Annotated in this window: 10 protein-coding genes; 3 read left to right on the forward strand and 7 right to left on the reverse strand. The window is 77.0% G+C overall.

Annotated elements, in window-relative coordinates:
* Positions 1 to 7 precede the first annotated feature (7 nt).
* Positions 8 to 481 (forward strand): hypothetical protein, encoded by a 474-nt coding sequence (locus KMZ30_RS09340; RefSeq protein WP_215512682.1) that lies wholly within the window; start codon positions 8 to 10, stop codon positions 479 to 481.
* Here KMZ30_RS09340 and yczE read toward each other — a convergent pair.
* Positions 438 to 1,130 (reverse strand): membrane protein YczE, encoded by a 693-nt coding sequence (gene yczE, locus KMZ30_RS09345; RefSeq protein WP_226902252.1) that lies wholly within the window; start codon positions 1,128 to 1,130, stop codon positions 438 to 440. The two genes, KMZ30_RS09340 and yczE, sit on opposite strands and share 44 nt — an antisense overlap.
* A 62-nt stretch (positions 1,131 to 1,192) precedes the next feature.
* Between yczE and yczR the strand changes: the two genes are divergently transcribed.
* Positions 1,193 to 2,638 (forward strand): MocR-like transcription factor YczR, encoded by a 1,446-nt coding sequence (yczR, locus tag KMZ30_RS09350; protein ID WP_215520004.1) that lies wholly within the window; start codon positions 1,193 to 1,195, stop codon positions 2,636 to 2,638.
* 23 nt (positions 2,639 to 2,661) lie between these two features.
* Positions 2,662 to 3,612: an acyl-CoA thioesterase gene (locus KMZ30_RS09355; protein ID WP_215512684.1), complete on the forward strand. Its 951-nt coding sequence runs from the start codon at positions 2,662 to 2,664 to the stop codon at positions 3,610 to 3,612.
* Positions 3,613 to 3,679: 67 nt separating this feature from the next.
* Here the strand turns inward: KMZ30_RS09355 and KMZ30_RS09360 are convergent, their stop codons facing one another.
* The 6 genes from KMZ30_RS09360 to treY form a co-directional block, all read right to left on the reverse strand.
* Complete coding sequence (locus KMZ30_RS09360) at positions 3,680 to 4,363, reverse strand: ABC transporter ATP-binding protein (RefSeq protein WP_030527449.1); 684 nt, start codon at positions 4,361 to 4,363, stop codon at positions 3,680 to 3,682.
* A 2-nt stretch (positions 4,364 to 4,365) separates the two neighbouring features.
* Positions 4,366 to 5,289 (reverse strand): ABC transporter ATP-binding protein, encoded by a 924-nt coding sequence (locus KMZ30_RS09365; RefSeq protein ID WP_215512685.1) that lies wholly within the window; start codon positions 5,287 to 5,289, stop codon positions 4,366 to 4,368.
* The gene (locus tag KMZ30_RS09370) at positions 5,286 to 8,135 is read right to left on the reverse strand and encodes a hypothetical protein (RefSeq protein ID WP_215512686.1); all 2,850 of its coding nucleotides are present in this window, start codon (positions 8,133 to 8,135) and stop codon (positions 5,286 to 5,288) included. The genes KMZ30_RS09365 and KMZ30_RS09370 overlap by 4 nt, the downstream gene beginning before the upstream one ends.
* Entirely contained in the window at positions 8,132 to 11,281 is a 3,150-nt protein-coding gene (locus KMZ30_RS22335; RefSeq protein ID WP_215512687.1) for an FtsX-like permease family protein, read from the reverse strand. Before KMZ30_RS22335 ends, KMZ30_RS09370 begins: the two co-directional genes overlap by 4 nt.
* Before the next feature lie 56 nt (positions 11,282 to 11,337).
* On the reverse strand, positions 11,338 to 13,065 hold the full coding sequence (gene treZ, locus KMZ30_RS09380) for a malto-oligosyltrehalose trehalohydrolase (protein ID WP_215512688.1): 1,728 nt from the start codon (positions 13,063 to 13,065) through the stop codon (positions 11,338 to 11,340).
* A 197-nt stretch (positions 13,066 to 13,262) separates the two neighbouring features.
* Positions 13,263 to 15,797 carry a malto-oligosyltrehalose synthase gene (gene treY / locus KMZ30_RS09385; protein ID WP_215512689.1) on the reverse strand — a complete coding sequence of 845 codons (2,535 nt, stop codon included), beginning with the start codon at positions 15,795 to 15,797 and terminating at the stop codon, positions 13,263 to 13,265.
* Position 15,798 lies beyond the last annotated feature (1 nt).

A 15,798-nucleotide genomic window follows, 5' to 3' on the forward strand; every position in this document is an offset into this window, starting at 1 on the left:
TGGGGTCATGGCCCACCCCGCCTACACGTACGTCGAGGAGCACGCGCGCCGGTCGCTGACCGTGCTCGTCGTCGTCCTCGCCCTGTCCGTGCTCGTCGCCGGTGCCCTGCTGCGCAGCCGCGACGGCGGGCTCGACCTCACCCCGGACGGCCCGCTCGACTGGCTCGTCGCGGTCCTCGCCCTCGCCGCCGTCCCGGCCTGGCTCGTCCTCGGGGACGGCGCCTGGGGCGACTGGCCGCAGCCGTCCGGCCTCGCCGTGGGCGCGGACCGGCTCGTCGTCGACGAGGTGACCTTCGGCTTCGCGGAGCTCGCCGACGGCACGACCGTCCTGCCGGACGCGCCGCCCGGCCGGCGGGCCGTGGTCGAGGTCCCGCTCGCGGCCGGCGGCTCGCTCACCCTGCGCCCGCACGACGCGGGCGCCTTCACCCGCTCCCTCGTCAGCGCGTACCGCGCGTGGGCGGCGGGTCGACCCGCACCGTGAGCAGCGGCAGGAAGAGCTGGACGACCGGCCCGATGAGCAGCGCGTAGACGAGCGTCCCGAGGCCGACCACCCCGCCGAGCAGCCAGCCGAGGACGACGACGGTCACCTCGAGCGAGGTCCGCACGAGGCGGACCGACCGGCCGGTGCGCCGGGTCAGGCCGGTCATCAGCCCGTCGCGCGGCCCCGGTCCGAGCTGGCTGCCGATGTACATCGCGCCGGCCACGCCGTTGCCGACGACGCCGAGCAGCATGACGAGGACGCGCCAGCCGAGGCCCTCGACCGGCGGGACGACGGCGAGGGTGGCGTCCGTCGCGAGTCCGATGACGACCGCGTTGGCCACCGTCCCGACACCCGGCCACTGGCGCAGCGGCAGCCACAGCAGGAGCACGACGAACGAGGTGGCGATGACCATCTCGCCGTAGGTGATCGGCACGTAGCGGATCAGCCCCGTCGTGAGGACGCCCCACGGCTCGACCCCGAGGCCGGCGCGCAGCATCAGCCCCATCGTCACGCCGAACAGCCCGAGCCCGACGAGCAGCTGCGCGAGCCGGTGCGGTAGCCGCCCGGCCCGCAGCTGCTCGAGCGGGGTCATCGGGACGAGGGGGACCCGGCGGGTCATCCCGCGGCGGGCCAGCTGGAGCGGTGACATGCCGCCCATCCTGACGCGGGATTGGCCTGTGAATCGAGGGCCAATCGTGCGACAGTGGCCACGTGAGCACCGTCCCCAGCGTCAGCGCCGCCCGGACCGCCCGGCTCGTCGGCGACCTCGGGGCCACCCGCCCCGCGTACCGCGGCCTCGCCGACGCGCTGCGCCTCGCCGTCGCCGACGGCCGCATCGCCGTCGGCACCCGCCTGCCGAGCGAGCGCGACCTCACGACCCACCTCGGGGTGAGCCGCACGACGGTGACGCGCGCCTACGACGTCCTGCGCGAGCTCGGCTACCTCACCTCGCGGCAGGGCTCCGGGTCGGTCGCGACCCTCCCCGACGGCGCGCGCCGGCGTGGCACCGGGGGCCTGTTCCCGGCCGACGTCGCCGACGACGTCCTCGACCTCACGTGCGCCGCGACCCGCGCGCCCGCCGGGGTGCTCGAGGCCTACGAGCGGGCGCTCGAGCGGTTGCCCTCCTACCTCTGCGGCGCCGGCTACCTCACCTACGGCGTCCCCGAGCTGCGCGAGGCGGTCGCCGACCGCTACACCGCCCGCGGCCTGCCGACGAGCCCCGACGACGTCCTCGTCACCTCCGGCGCCGTCGCCGGGCTCGCCGTCGTCGTGCGCGCGCTCCTGCGGCCGGGCGAGCGCGTCGTCGTCGAGGACCCGAGCTACCCGAACACCCTCGACGCGCTGCGCGGCGCCGGCGCGCGGCTGCGCGGGCTGCCGGTCGACCCGACCGGCTGGGACGTCGACGAGGCGGTGCGCGCGGTCGCGACGGCCGGGGCGCGGGCCGCCGTCCTCATCCCGGACTTCCACAACCCGACCGGCGCCCTGCTCGACGACGAGGACCGCGCCCGGCTGGGTCGCGCCCTCGCCGCGGCCGGCACCGTGCCGGTCGTCGACGAGACGATCGTCGAGATCGACCTCGAGGGCGGGGCGATGCCGCTGCCCTTCGCGGCCCACGCGCCGACCGCGGTGAGCATCGGCAGCTCCTCGAAGTCGCACTGGGGCGGCCTGCGCACGGGATGGGTCCGCGCCCCGCGCGGCGCGCTGCGGTCGCTCGTCGAGGCCCGGGTCACGAGCGACCTCGGCGCCCCGGTCCTCGAGCAGCTCGTCCTCGTCGAGCTGATGCGCCGCTCCCCCGGTGTCACCACCGAGCGCCGCGACGCGATCGTCGCCGCGCGCGACGCCCTCGCCGCGGGGCTGCGGGAGCACCTGCCCGAGGCGTCCTTCCGGGTGCCGCGCGGCGGCCTCTCGCTCTGGTGCGAGCTGCCGGCCGACCTGCCCTCGAGCAGCCTGGCGGCCGCCGCCGAGGACGAGGGCCTGCTCGTCGCCGCCGGCCCGCGCTTCGCGCTCGACGGCGGGCTCGACCGCTGGCTGCGCCTGCCGCACGTGCTGCCGCCGGAGACGATGGGCGAGGCGGCCGCCCGCCTCGGCCGCGCCGCGGAGCGGGTGCGGGGCGGTCGCACCGGGCGGGCGCGCCCCGGCCGCCCGCTCGTCGCCTGACGCGCGCTGGCTATCGTTTCCCCGTGACCGACCCGCACCCGGACCCGCTCGTCGACCTCCTCCAGACCCTCGACCTCGAGGAGCTCGGCTCGGCGCAGGTGAGCGTGCAGCCGCGCAGCCTCGCGGCGGCGCCCGGCGTCGAGCTGCCCGACACCTTCGCCGAGGACGTCACCCTCTTCCGCGGCTCGAGCCAGAAGCAGCCGCACGGCCGCGTCTTCGGCGGCCAGGTCCTCGCGCAGGGCGTCGTCGCGTCCGGGCGCACCGTCGCCGGCGTCGGCGACGTCCCGCGCCGGCTGCACTCGCTCCACGCCTACTTCATGCGCCCCGGCGACGACACGCAGCCGATCACCTTCAGCGTCGAGCGGATGCGTGACGGCCGCTCGTTCTCGACGCGGCGCGTGCACGCCGTGCAGCACGGGCACCCCATCCTCTCGATGAGCACCTCGTGGCAGGCCCCCGACGGCGGCCTGGACCACCAGGACACCGCCCCGCAGGTGCCCGACCCCGAGTCGGTCCCGTCCCTCGCCGAGCTCTTCGCCGGCATGGACGACCCTCGCGCACAGCACATCTCGCGCCGCGCCATCGAGCTGCGGCACGTCGAGGGAAACCTGTTCGCCGGGCCGCCGGCCGAGCAGGTCGCCGAGCAGCACGTGTGGATGCGCGCGGTCGGCCGCCTGCCCGACGACCCGCTCGTCCACGACGCCGTCCTCGCCTACGCGTCCGACTACAGCCTCCTCGAGCCGGTCCTGCGCCGGCACGGCCTGCCGTGGACGACCCGGGGCCTGAAGATGGCCAGCCTCGACCACGCGATGTGGTTCCACCGCCCGGCGCGCGCCGACGAGTGGGTGCTCTACTCGCAGGAGTCGCCGTCGGCGCAGGGCGGCCGCGGCCTCGGCATCGGCCGGATGTTCTCCGCCGACGGCACGCTCGTCGCGACCGTCGCCCAGGAGGGGATGGTCCGCGTCCCCGAGTGACCCCGGGTCGAGGTGAGATCCGACCCTGTCGCGGTCGGGTTTCACCTCGACCCGCTCGCGCGGGCGCTCAGCCCGCGTCGACGAGGTGGCCGTCGGCGATCTCGACCACGCGGTCGGCCACGGCGAGCAGGGCGGGGTCGTGCGTCGTCACGAGCGTCGTCATCGTCCGCTCCTTCGCGAGACGCGCGATGAGCCGCATGATGTCGCGCCCGGTCTCGGAGTCGAGCTGACCGGTCGGCTCGTCGGCGAGGAGCAGCCCGGGCTCCGCGACGAGCGCCCGCGCCAGGCCGACCCGCTGCTGCTGGCCGCCGGACAGCTCGTCCGGGCGGTGCTCCGTGTGCCCGCCGAGGCCGACGTGCTCGAGCGCCTCGGTGACGCGGCGCTCGCGCTCGGCGGGGTCGACCGCGCGCAGTCGCAGGGGGACGCCGACGTTCTCGCGGGCGGTGAGCACCGGCACCAGGCCGAAGGACTGGAACACGTACGACACGGGCCCGCGGCGCAGCGCGAGGAGGTCGGCGTCGGTCATCGTCGTCACCTCGAGGTCTCCGAGGTGCACGGTGCCTGCGTCCGGCCGGTCGAGCCCGCCGATGACGTTGAGCAGGCTCGTCTTGCCCGAGCCCGAGCGGCCCCGCAGCGCCACGAGCTCACCGGGCGCGACGTCGAGCGAGACCCCGCGCAGCGCGTGGACGGCCGTCTCCCCCGACCCGAACGTGCGGTGCACCTCGCGCACCCGCAGCGGCTCCCCGGTCATGCCTACTCCTCGTCGTCGCGCGTCGGTCGCACCGCGATGTGGTCGGGCTCCAGCCCGAGCCGCACCCGGTCGCGCATCCCGAGCGCGCCGGTGAAGGCCGCCGGCAGCTGGAGGCGCCCGGCGCGGTCGAGCACCGCGTACTCCTCGGCGACCCGGCCGGTCTCGCCGTCCTCGCCCACGGCGTCGCGCCGCAGCACCTCCGTGGCCGTGCGCCCGTCGCGGATGCCGACGGTGCGGGCCACCTGCTCGCTGACGTGCGCGTCGTGGGTGACGACGAGGGTCGTCGTCCCGAGCTCGGTGTTGGCGCGGCGGATGGCCTCGAAGACCTCGTCGCTGCTGCGGGTGTCGAGCTCGCCGGTGGGCTCGTCGGCGAGCAGGACGCTCGGCCGGTTGGCGACGGCCACCCCGAGCGCGACCCGCTGCTGCTGGCCGCCCGACAGCTCACCCGGCCGCCGGTCGGCGCACTCGGGGATGCCGAGGACGCCGAGGGTCTCGCGGGCCCGCCGGGCGCGCTCCCCCGACCGCACGCCGGCGAGCATCATCGGCAGCTCGACGTTCTCCGCGGCGCTCAGGTAGGGCAGGAGGTTGGCGGCGGCCTGCTGGAAGAGGAACCCGACCGTGCGGCGCCGGTACTCCAGCCGCTCACGCCGCTGCATCGCGCCGAGGTCGTGCCCGGCGACCCGGGCCACGCCGGCGCTCGGCCGGTCCAGCCCCGAGAGGATGCCGAGCAGGGTCGACTTGCCCGACCCCGACGCGCCGACGAGGGCGACGAGCTCACCCCGGGCCACCCGCAGGTCGAGGCCCTGGAGGGCGACGACCTCGATGCCCTCGGCCCGGTAGATGCGGACGAGGTTCTCGCAGAGGATGTCCGGGCCGTCCGGGCGGCCGGAGTCGCGGCGGCGGCGGGGCGTGGTGGTCGTGGTCATGCCGTGTCTCCCGTGCGCAGGTGGTCGGCGAGGTGGCCGCGGCGGGTGGCCGCGGCGTCGAGGACGAGGGCGAGCGCCCCCAGGACGAGGACGAGCAGGGCGGCGCCCGCGGCGGCCGGGAGGCTGAGGTCGACCGGCGGGAACGGCGCGGAGCCCGTGAACGGCGCGAGGTCGACCGCGGGACCCACGAGGGCGGGAGCGAGGGCGCCGGCGGTCGCCCCCGCCAGGGCCGCGACGGCGACGACCGGGAGGACCTCGGTCCAGGCCAGGCGCCGCTCGAGCCCGTGCGGCAGGCCCATCGTCCGCAGCCGGACGACGAGGGCCGCGCGGTCGGGACGCGTGGCGACGAGGAGCAGCGCGAGGGCGAGCAGCGTGAGGGTCCCGGCGAGGACGGCGCCGACGGCGTAGGTGAGCGCCACGAGCCGGGAGAGCGCGCGGTCGGCGACGCGGTCCTGCGCGGCGAGGGCCGAGTCGACGGCACCGACCCGGCCGCTCGGGGTGGCCGCCCCGGGGTCGCGCAGACCGGTGAGGGACCGTGCCGCGGACGCATCGGCCGCGACGAAGGCGGTCTGCGGGGTCGCCGCCGGTGCGAGTGCGGTCAGCCGGTCGAGCGGCACGAGCACCGCCGAGACCTGGCGGCCGGCCTCGAGGCGCACCAGATCGGGATCGACCACGGTGCGGCCCAGCGGGATCCGCTCGCCCCGCACCACCACCTCGGCGCCGTCGCCGGCGTCGACCCCGGGACCCACGACGGCGACGAGCCCCTGGCCCGACGGCGTCGGCGGGGTCCGCACGGCGAGCGGCGTGCCGGCGAGGAGGTCGGCGTAGGCGCCCGGGTCGGTGGCCACGAGGACGACCGGCGTGGCCCGGCTCCCGGACGAGACGGTGGCGTCCGCGACGTAGGCCGCCACGACACCCCGGACCCCCGGACGCGCGGCGAGCGCCCGCACGTCGTCGTCACCGACCCGGACCGCGTCGACCCGCACGTCGGCCCCCACCTGCCGCTGGGCGGAGACCTCGCGCTGGTCCTGCACCGCGAGGGTGAGCGACGCCAGCAGGGCGAGCATCGCCGCGCCGACGACGACCGCGAGGACGGGCAGCGTGGCGCTCGCCCCGGTGCGCGCCGCCCGCGCGAGCCCGACGAACGTCACGAGTCCCCGTCTGCGTGAGGCGAAGCGGGCGAGCGCGCGCAACGGGGCGGGTAGCAGCCGGAGGACGAGGAGCGCGGCGACCGCGGCAGCGAGGTCCGGGGCGAGCGCGGCCCACCAGTCGGTCGTCCCGGCGGCGATCTCCGAGCCCCGTCGGCGGACCGTCGCGACGGCGGCCGCCGCGAGGGCCAGGACCGCGAGCTCGGCGACCACCCGCCGGGCCGCGCGGACGACCCGCCGTCGGCGGACCGACTCCTCGGAGGAGTCGTCGCGCTCGACCGCACCGACCCGCAGGAGGACCGCCACCGACCCGGCGAGCACGGGGACGAGCGAGACGGCGACCACCTCGAGCCACGAGCCGGCGCCGAGCCGCCCGGGGACGAGGAGCACCGCGAGGACGGCCCCGAGCCCGGCGGCGACGAGGGCGGGCAGGGCGCTCCCCGCGACGACCTGACCGACCACCTGGCCCACGGTCCCTCCGCGCGCCCGCACGAGGGCGACCTCGGGTCCGCGCCGCGCCACGGCGACGACCGCGGTGAGCGCGAGGACGAGCACCGCCAGGGCGGTGAGGCCCGCCGTCGCGAAGGTCGTCATCACCCCGGTGGCCCGGACCGAGGCCTCGTAGTCGTCGAGCACGGAGGCGAGCCCGGTCGAGACCTCGAGGGGCGGGAGACCCGGGCGGTCGAGGCGGGAGTCGGTGTCGAGGCGCACGAGGGCGTCGCGCAGCGGGGCGACGTCGGCGGCGAGCAGCCGGCCGGCGTCGAGGGGATAGCGCCACGACGCCGCGAGCACGGTCGAGTCGCCGGCGACGACCACGCCGGCGACCGGCCGCGCCATCCCGTCGGAGACCGCGCCGTAGGACGAGGCGTCCGCGACGACGGCGCCCTCGGTGACGACGCCGCCCTGCGGGGTCGCGATCCGCGCGAGGCCGGTCATCCGCGGCTCGGCCTGCCAGAAGCCGTCGGTGGGGTCGACGGGGTCGAAGGTGCCGGTGACGACGACCGCGAGGGGCAGCAACCGGTCTCCGGGTTGCACGACGAGCCGGTCGCCGGTGCGGACACCCCAGAAGCGGGCGGTCGCGTCGGCGAGCGCGACCGGGACCTCGGCCGTCACGTGGCCGCGCAGGACGGGCGCGAGGGAGCGCGTACCGCTCGGGGCGCCGGGGGCGGCACCCGAGGTCCACCGGACGTGGGCGTCGAGCCCGCTCTGCACCCGGACGACCGCCCGCGAGCCGTCGGGGCGCAGCGTGGTCCCGTCGGTGCGGGTCAGCGTGGTCGAGCCGCTCTGCGCCGCCCACGTGGGGTCGGCGAGCAGGCGCCCGACCGTGGGTCCGAGGACGCTGCGGACGGCCTCGTCCACCGCGGTGAAGGGCGCCGAGGGCCCGTCACCGGGTGTCTCCGAGGGAGACGGGACGTCGTAGGAGGGCGCGGCGGCGGCGCGCACCCCCACCTCACGCGCCTGGGCCCGGGCGGCCGCCACGGTGTCGCCCACGGCGTCGTCCGTGGCCACCGAGACGGCCCGGGGGGTGGCGACGAGGTAGGCGGCCGTGAGCGCGGCCAGCAGGGCAAGGACGACGGCCGGGGCCCGCGAGGTCGCGAGCGCCCGGAGCGCGAGCGCACGGGCCCCCAGGGCGGCGGCACCCTCGGCGCGTCCACCCCTGACGGTGACGTGCCGGCCCGGCGTCGCGCGGCCGCTCACGCCGACTCCCCCCGCCGCAGCTCACCCGCGAGGTCGCGACTGGTGCTGCGCAGCACGGCGGCGCCCACCGCCGAGAGGGCGAGCACGAGCAGGAGCACGTACCCGGTGAGCAGGCCGGCCGGGAGCTCGACGCGCACCGGCGGTACCTGCGGGTGCCCGTCGCCGCCGACGAGCAGCGGCACGACGGTGACGGCCGCGACCACGCCGAGGACGAGCCCCACGACGACGGTGACAACCACCACGAGGACGCGCTCGAGGACGAGGACGGCCCGGATGCGCTCGGGCGGTGAGCCGAGCGCGAGGAGGACGGCGTTCTCGTGGCGCCGGGCCCGCCCGAGCGCCGCGGTGCTCGCCGCGAAGCCGACCCCGGCCAGCAGGACCGACGCGAGGGTGACGAGGAGCATCGCCGAGCGCATCCCCGCGTTGACGGGGTCGCGCAGGCGCTGCGCGGCCAGCTCGTCCACCACCTCGAGGCTCGTGCCGTAGGGCAGCCCGGCGCGCACGGCGGAGGCCGCCCGCGCGGGGTCGGCCGGGGCGGCCCACCACTCCTGGGGCTCGAGCACGAGCCGGCTGCGGACGTCCGAGCCACCGCCGACGCGCTCGGCGGTGGCCTCGACGGTCGGCAGGTCGAGGAGGACGCCCCGTCCGGCCCGCTGCGCGGTGGGGAGCGAGTCGACGACGGCGACCACCTCGACCGGCAGCTCGCGCAGGCCGAGGGGCAGCGTGACCCGCCCGCCGCGGCCGGTCCGCAGCGCGTCGGCGACCTCGCGCGTCACGACGGCGGGGACGGCGCTCGTCCGGCCGGGTGCCGCGGCGAGCCAGAGCCCGGCGCGGTCGGAGTGCGGCGCCAGCACCCGGCCCAGCGGGACGTCGGTGCCGTCCGCCGCGAGCGACGTGAGCACGAGCTCGAAGGTCGGCTCGGGCACGAAGAAGTAGACGAAGTCGGGCAGCGGGACCGAGAGGCCCACGACGCTCACGGGGGTGACGAGACCGAGGCGGGACAGGTCCGCGGTGAGGGTGCGCTGCTCCGGGCCCACGGCGCCGAGGGGCACCGACGTGACGATGCCGCGTGCGTCCCGCACGGCGAGTGACGCCGCGAACCCCTCGGGGCCGACCGCGCTCGAACTGCCGGTGGTCACGATCTTCGCCGTGACCGAGACCTCGCGCGGGGACCCGGGCAGGGCGAGACCGTCCCCGATGTCGCGCCCCGCGAGGAGGCGAGCCGTGACCTCCGACCACGGCGCGTCGAGCGTGTCCGGCCGGGGTTGGAGCACCCGGGCCCCGGCGCGGGCGTCCATCCCCAGCACGGTGACGCCCTCGACGCTGCCGAGGTCGAGGGACGTGCGCCAGACCGGGGTGACGCGCCCCGGGTCCCCCACGGCGCGGTCGACGAGCGCGCCGGTCGCCCCGGCGGCCGGGCCGGCGACCTGCTGGACCACCCGCAGCGGTGCACCCGTGTCGAACGCCGACTGGTCGGCCACGGCGCGGCCGACGGTCGCCGAGTGCCCGAGCGCGATCGTGCCCATCGCGACGGCGAGCAGGACGAGGAGGAGCGTGCCGCCCTGGGTGGCCGCCCGCCGCGCGAACTGCCATCCGCCCCAGGCGGCGTCGAGCCCCGGGCGTCGGGCGCCCCACCGCGCCACGACCCGGGCGAGGAGCGGGAGCAGCCGCAGGGCCAGGACGGAGAGCCCCGCGACGACGAGGGCCGGTGCGATGGTCGTCACGGGGTCGACGCTTCGCTGGCCCACCGCGTGATAGCGGCGCAGCTGGACGGCCGCCAGCGCGCCGAGCACGACGAGCACGACGTCGAGGCCCGACCCCGCGGCGAGCCGCAGGCCGGCCCGCCGGCTGCGCGCGTCCTCGCGGGAGCGGCCGACCCAGAGCGTCGTGGCCACCGTGACGGCCACCGCGAGGAGGGCCAGCGGCACGAGGGCCCGCCAGAGGGTGGCGTCGCGCAGCACCGTCGCCGACCACCACGCCCCGCTGCCCGAGACCGCGCGCGTGACCACGGGGGCGACGAGCACCGCCCCGAGGACGCCGACGACGGCGACGACGACGGCATCGCCCAGCGCCAGCCCGGCGAGCCGCCGCGTCGAGGCCCCCCGGACCCGCAGCAGGCGGGTCTCGCCGTCGCGCAGCGTCGCGAGCAGGGCGGCGGCGCCGACGAGGGCGACGCTGCCGAGGAGCACGAGGAGCACGGCCGGGGTGAGCAGCGAGACGCGCACGCGGTCGCCGACGACGGCGGCGCCGTCGACGAGCGCGGGCAGGTCGCTCGACACGCGCGGGCTGCGCAGCGGGACCGTGGCCGGCCCGGCGCTCGCCTGCACCCCCGCGACGGTCGGCAGCCCGGTGAGGGCGCGCAGCCGGGTCAGGACGTCATCGGTCCGGGTGCCGGCCCCGGCGAGCCCTCCGGCCCGCACGTCGCCGAGGTCGGGCACCGCCCGCCACGTGACGGTCGAGGTGCCGACGAGGGAGCCGTCGAAGGTGCCCGGGGCGACGACGAGGGGCCCGTAGGACGTGAAGTCGGACGCCACGACGCCGTCGAGCGCCAGCGGCAGGTCGCTCCACAGCCCGTCCTCGGCGTCACGCGGCCGGAAGGTGCCGACCACCTCGGCCGTCACGCGCGGGGCCTGCGGGTCGACGAGGTCGGTCAGGTCCAGGGTCCTCCCGGGCGCGACGGCCAGGGCCGTGGCGGCGGCGTCCGGGAGGACGACCTCGACCTGCCGGGGGGAGGCCGACGACGAAGCGGGCCGCTGCGGCCAGCGTCCCGCGGTCAGCTCGGCGGCCTGCTGGAGCCCCTCGACGTCGGCCAGCGCGGCCCGGTCGCTCGAGCCGCGCCCCGCGATGCCCCGGGAGGTCGCCGTGCCGACCCGGGTGACGGTGGCGCCGGCCAGCGGCGAGAGCGCCGCACGGACAGCCGCGTCCGTGGCGCCGAGCTCCCCCGGGCGCAGCGAGCCGGTGACGACGACCGACCGGTCGACCGGCGGGACGTCGAGCGCCGAGCGCACGCCCGCGTCGGTGATCCGGGCCGAGAGCAGCTGCAGGGCGGTGACGACGACGAGGGACGCGAGCACGGAGACCGTGATGGCGGCGACGGCCACCGGGTGGGCGCCCAGCCGACGGCGGAGCAGCCGTGCACCACCCACGCCGAGCGCTCCTCCCGCGGGCGGACCCTCCGCCCCCGCGGCACCCTAGCCCCGGGTCAGGACCGCTCCACGCGCACGACGGACACGCTTCGGCAACGATGCCCGACGCGGTCGGCGTCCACCTCGACCTCGTCGCCCCAGGCGAGCAGGACCTCGGCGGCTCCGGCGACCGGCACCTGGGCGCCGTCCTCCCCGAGCGTGACGACGACCGCGTACGGGGCGCCGCCGGCCGGGGCGTGGCGCAGGACGAGCCAGCGCGCGTCCTCGTCGAAGGACACCTCGACGTCGGCGAACCGCGTCGGCCCGGCCGGCAGCAGCCGCCGCCGGAGCGCGGTCAGGTTGGTGTACCAGCGCAGCATCCGCGCGTGGTCGGTGTCGTCGAGCTCGCTCCAGCGCAGGACCGACCGGTCGCGGGTCGCGGGGTCCTGCGGGTCGGGCACGTCGGCCGACCAGCCGTGCGAGCCGAACTCGGCCCGGCGCCCCTCGCGCACGGCGTCGGCGAGCCAGTCCTCGGCGAAGCTCGTGAAGAACTGCCACGGGGTCGACGCCGCCCACTCCTCGCCCATGAAGAGCATGGGGGTGGTCGGGGCGAGGAGGTACAGGGCGGCGCCGGCCGCTTGCAGAGCAGGCTCGGCGACGAGCGCCGAGATCCGTTCCCCGACAGCCCGGTTGCCGACCTGGTCGTGCGTCTGCAGGTACCCGAGCAGGCGCCGGGCATCGAGGTTCTCGCGGTCGACCGGGGCGCCCCACGGGCGGTCGCGGAAGGACGAGAAGGTCCCGTCGTGGAGGAAGCCGCGGGTCAGCACCTTCGCGAGCACCGCGAGCGGGCCCTCCTCGCCGCTGCCCGGGGTGCCGCCGAAGTCGGCGTAGTACCCCTGGGTCTCGCCGGTCAGCGCCACGTGGAGGGCGTGGTGGACGTCGTCGTCCCACTGCGCCGTCATCCCGCGCCCGCCGGCGGCGGTGGGGGTGACCATCGAGGTGTCGTTGAGGTCGGACTCGGCGACGAGCTCGAGCGGGCGGCCGAGCTCCTCCGCGAGCGCGGCGACGGCGTCCGACAGCTCGGCGAGGTAGTGCCGCGGCGAGTCGTCCTTGAGCTCGTGGACGGCGTCGAGGCGCAGCGCGTCCACGTGGAGGTCGCGGAACCAGCGGAGGGCGTTGCCGACGAGGAAGCGGCGGACCTCCGCGGAGCCCTCGTGGTCGAGGTTGACGGCCGCGCCCCACGGCGTGTGGTGGGCCTCGGTGAAGTACGGCCCGAAGCGCGCGAGGTAGTTGCCGCTCGCCCCGAGGTGGTTGTGCACGACGTCGACGCAGACCCCGAGGCCGCGCGCGTGGCAGGCGTCGACGAACCGGGCGAAGGCGTGCGGCCCGCCGTAGGCGTCCTGGACGGCGTAGAGGCCGACACCGTCGTAGCCCCAGCCGCGGTCGGTGGGGAAGGCCGCGACGGGCATCACCTCGACGACGTCGACCCCGAGGGCGACGAGGTGGTCGAGGCGCTCCACGGCGGCGTCGAAGGTGCCCTCGGCGGTGAAGGTGCCGACGTGCAGCTCGTAGACGACACTCCCGAGCACCCCGGCGCCCTCGCGCGGGCCGCGCCAGGCGGAGTCGGTCCACGGGAAGGACGCCGGGTCGACCGTGCGGCTCGGGCCGTGCACGCTCTCGGGCTGCCACGCGCTGCGCGGGTCCGGGAGCGCGGGCTCCTCGCCGTCGAGGACGAAGGCGTAGTCGAGCTCGCCAGTGCCGGACGGCGGCGTCCAGCGCCACCACCCGTCGTCGGCGGCGTGCATCGGCTCACGCCGCGGCCCGTCCTCCGTCCGTGCATCTTCCGACGAATGTGTCGATTCCTGCACACCGGACCCCTCGTCCGCGTGTGCATCTTTCGACACATTCGTCGGTTCCTGCACACCGGCCGCCACGGGGGCCGGGGACCACTCGATGTCGACGCGGGTCGCGCTCGGCGCCCACACCTCGATGACGTGCTCGCTCACGACGGGTGCCCCTCCGCGGTGTCGTCGTCGGCGCCGGCGTCCTCCACGCCCGCGTCAGCCGCCTCGGCCTCGACCTCGGTCTCCGGGTCCTGCCGGACGAGCAGGGCGACCGGCCGGTCGGCGAGCAGCTCGTCGAGCGGCGCGGCGCCCGCGGCCACGGGACGGCCCGACAGCACCTCGGTCCACTCCCCCGCCGGCACCTCGAGCGCGGCGTCGCCGAACCCACCGGAGTCGGCGAGCCGGCCCGCGGCGCGGGTGACGACGACGAGCGCACGCGCTCCGTCGGCGTCGCCGCGGGCGAAGGCCAGCGCGTGCTCGCTGCCGGTGTCGACCGGCTCGTACGTGGCGTCCGGCCCGACGAACGCCTCGGGGTGCTCGCGCCGCAGCCGCAGCGCGAGCGCGGTGAGGCGCATCTTGTCGTCGTCGAGGTCGAAGCAGGGCTCGTCGTCGTCGACGCGCGCGAGCCGCTCGGCGCGGTCGGACCAGTCGACGGGCCGACGGTTGTCGGGGTCGACGAGCGCGAGCATCCCGATCTCGCAGCCCTGGTAGACGTCCGGGACGCCGGGCATCGTCAGCTGGACGAGCTTCTGCCCGAGGATGTTCGCGCGCACCGAGGCCTCGTGCGGCCCGGTCCACGCGTCGAGGTGCTCGTGCACGGCGAGGTCGCGACCGACGGCCCGCGCGAACGCGACGACCTCCGACTCGTACTCCTCGTCACCGTCGACCCACGCCGTGTGGACCTTGGACTCGCGCACCGCCTTGAGGAGGTACTCCTCGAGGCGCGCCCCGCTGACCGGCCACGTCCCGACGAGCGTCTGCCAGACGAGGTACTCGGTCGGGGCGTCGACACGCTCGGTGCGGTACTGCGCGGCGAGCTCGCGGGCACGGGCGAGCCACTGCTCCCAGCCGCGCGCGTCCTCGGCGAGGACCATGAGGCGGGCCCGGGTGTCCTCGGAGCGCTTCGTGTCGTGCGTGGTCAGCGTCGTCATCGACGTCGGCCACTCGGCCTGCTGCCGGGCGCACCACGCGTGGAAGGCGTCGACGTCGGAGGCGAGGACCTCCGGGTGGCCGCCGACCTCGTTGGCCCCGGAGAGCCGGAACCAGCGGTAGAACGCGGTGTCCTCGATGCCCTTGGCCATGACCGGCCCGCAGGTCTGCTGGAAGCGCACCCGCAGCTCGTCGGCGACGCGGCCGGTGTCGGGGGCGGCCTCGGGGACGTCGCGGTCGAGCACGAGGCGCACGACGAGGTCGAGCGCGTCCTCGTCGCTGGGCGCGAGGATGCCGCGCGCCCGGGCGGCGGCGTCGTCGACGACCGCGGCCTGCTCGGGGTCGACGCCCCGACCGGGCACGACGTAGGCGCGGTAGCGGTCCATCGAGACCAGGAGCGCCTCGAGGGCTCGGCGGACGGCGACCGCGTCGGCGTCCGGGACGACCCGGCGCGCCAGGCGCATCAGCCGGTCGACCTCGGCGGCCTGGACGTCGTCGACGACCAGGCGCTTGCTCTCCTGGACGACCCCCTCGAGGGACTCCTCCCCCGGGGCGACCTCGGCCCACAGGCGGTCGAGCGTGCCGGTCTCGTCGGCCGGGGTGAGCACCTGCTGGACGCGCAAGAGCGCGTCGTAGCCGGTCGTGCCGGCGCAGCGCCACGCGTCGGGCAGCCGCTCCTCGCCCTCGAGGATCTTCTCGACGACGACCCACGCGTCGCCGGTGGCGTCGGCGAGCCGCTCGAGGTAGCCGCCGGGGTCGGCGAGGCCGTCCGGGTGGTCGATGCGGAAGCCGTCGACCTGGCCGTGCCCGTGCAGCGCGAGCAGCAGGGCGTGCGTCGCGGTGAAGACGACGGGGTCCTCGACGCGGACGGCGACGAGCGTCGTCACGTCGAAGAAGCGCCGGTAGTTGAGGGCGTCGCCCTCGCGCCAGCTCGAGAGCCGGTAGGCCTGCGCCTCGACGAGCTCGGCGAGCGGGAGCTCCTCGGTGCCGGGCGCGACCGGGAACTCGTGGTCGTAGTAGCGCAGCACCGGGTCGGCCCCGCCCGGACCGCCGTCCGCGGCGAGGACGAGCTCGCCACGGTCGAGGACCTGCTCGAGCGACGCGCCGAGCACCGGCATGAGGATGCGGTCGTCCTCGGCCACCCAGTCCACGTCGAACCAGCCGGCGTACGGCGAGCGCCGGCCCTCGCGCAGCAGCGACCAGAACGGCGCGTTGAGGTGCTCCGGCGAGGGCACGGCCATGTGGTTCGGCACGACGTCGACGACGACGCCGAGGCCGGCCTCACGGCAGGCCGCGACGAGCCGGTCGAACGCCTCGCGCCCGCCCGCCTCTTCGCTGATCCGCGTGTGGTCGAGCACGTCGTAGCCGTGCATCGACCCCGGCGCGGGCTGGAGGATCGGCGAGAGGTAGAGGTGCGAGACGCCGAGGGACGCGAGGTAGGGCACCTGCGCCGCGGCGTCGTCGAAGCCGAACCCGCCGTGGACCTGGAGCCGGTAGGTCGCCGTCGGGACGACGCGGGAGGGGTCGGGGCGGTGGGCCACCACG

It is taken from the genome of Phycicoccus mangrovi (assembly GCF_018729305.1).
Taxonomy (GTDB): domain Bacteria; phylum Actinomycetota; class Actinomycetes; order Actinomycetales; family Dermatophilaceae; genus Phycicoccus; species Phycicoccus jejuensis.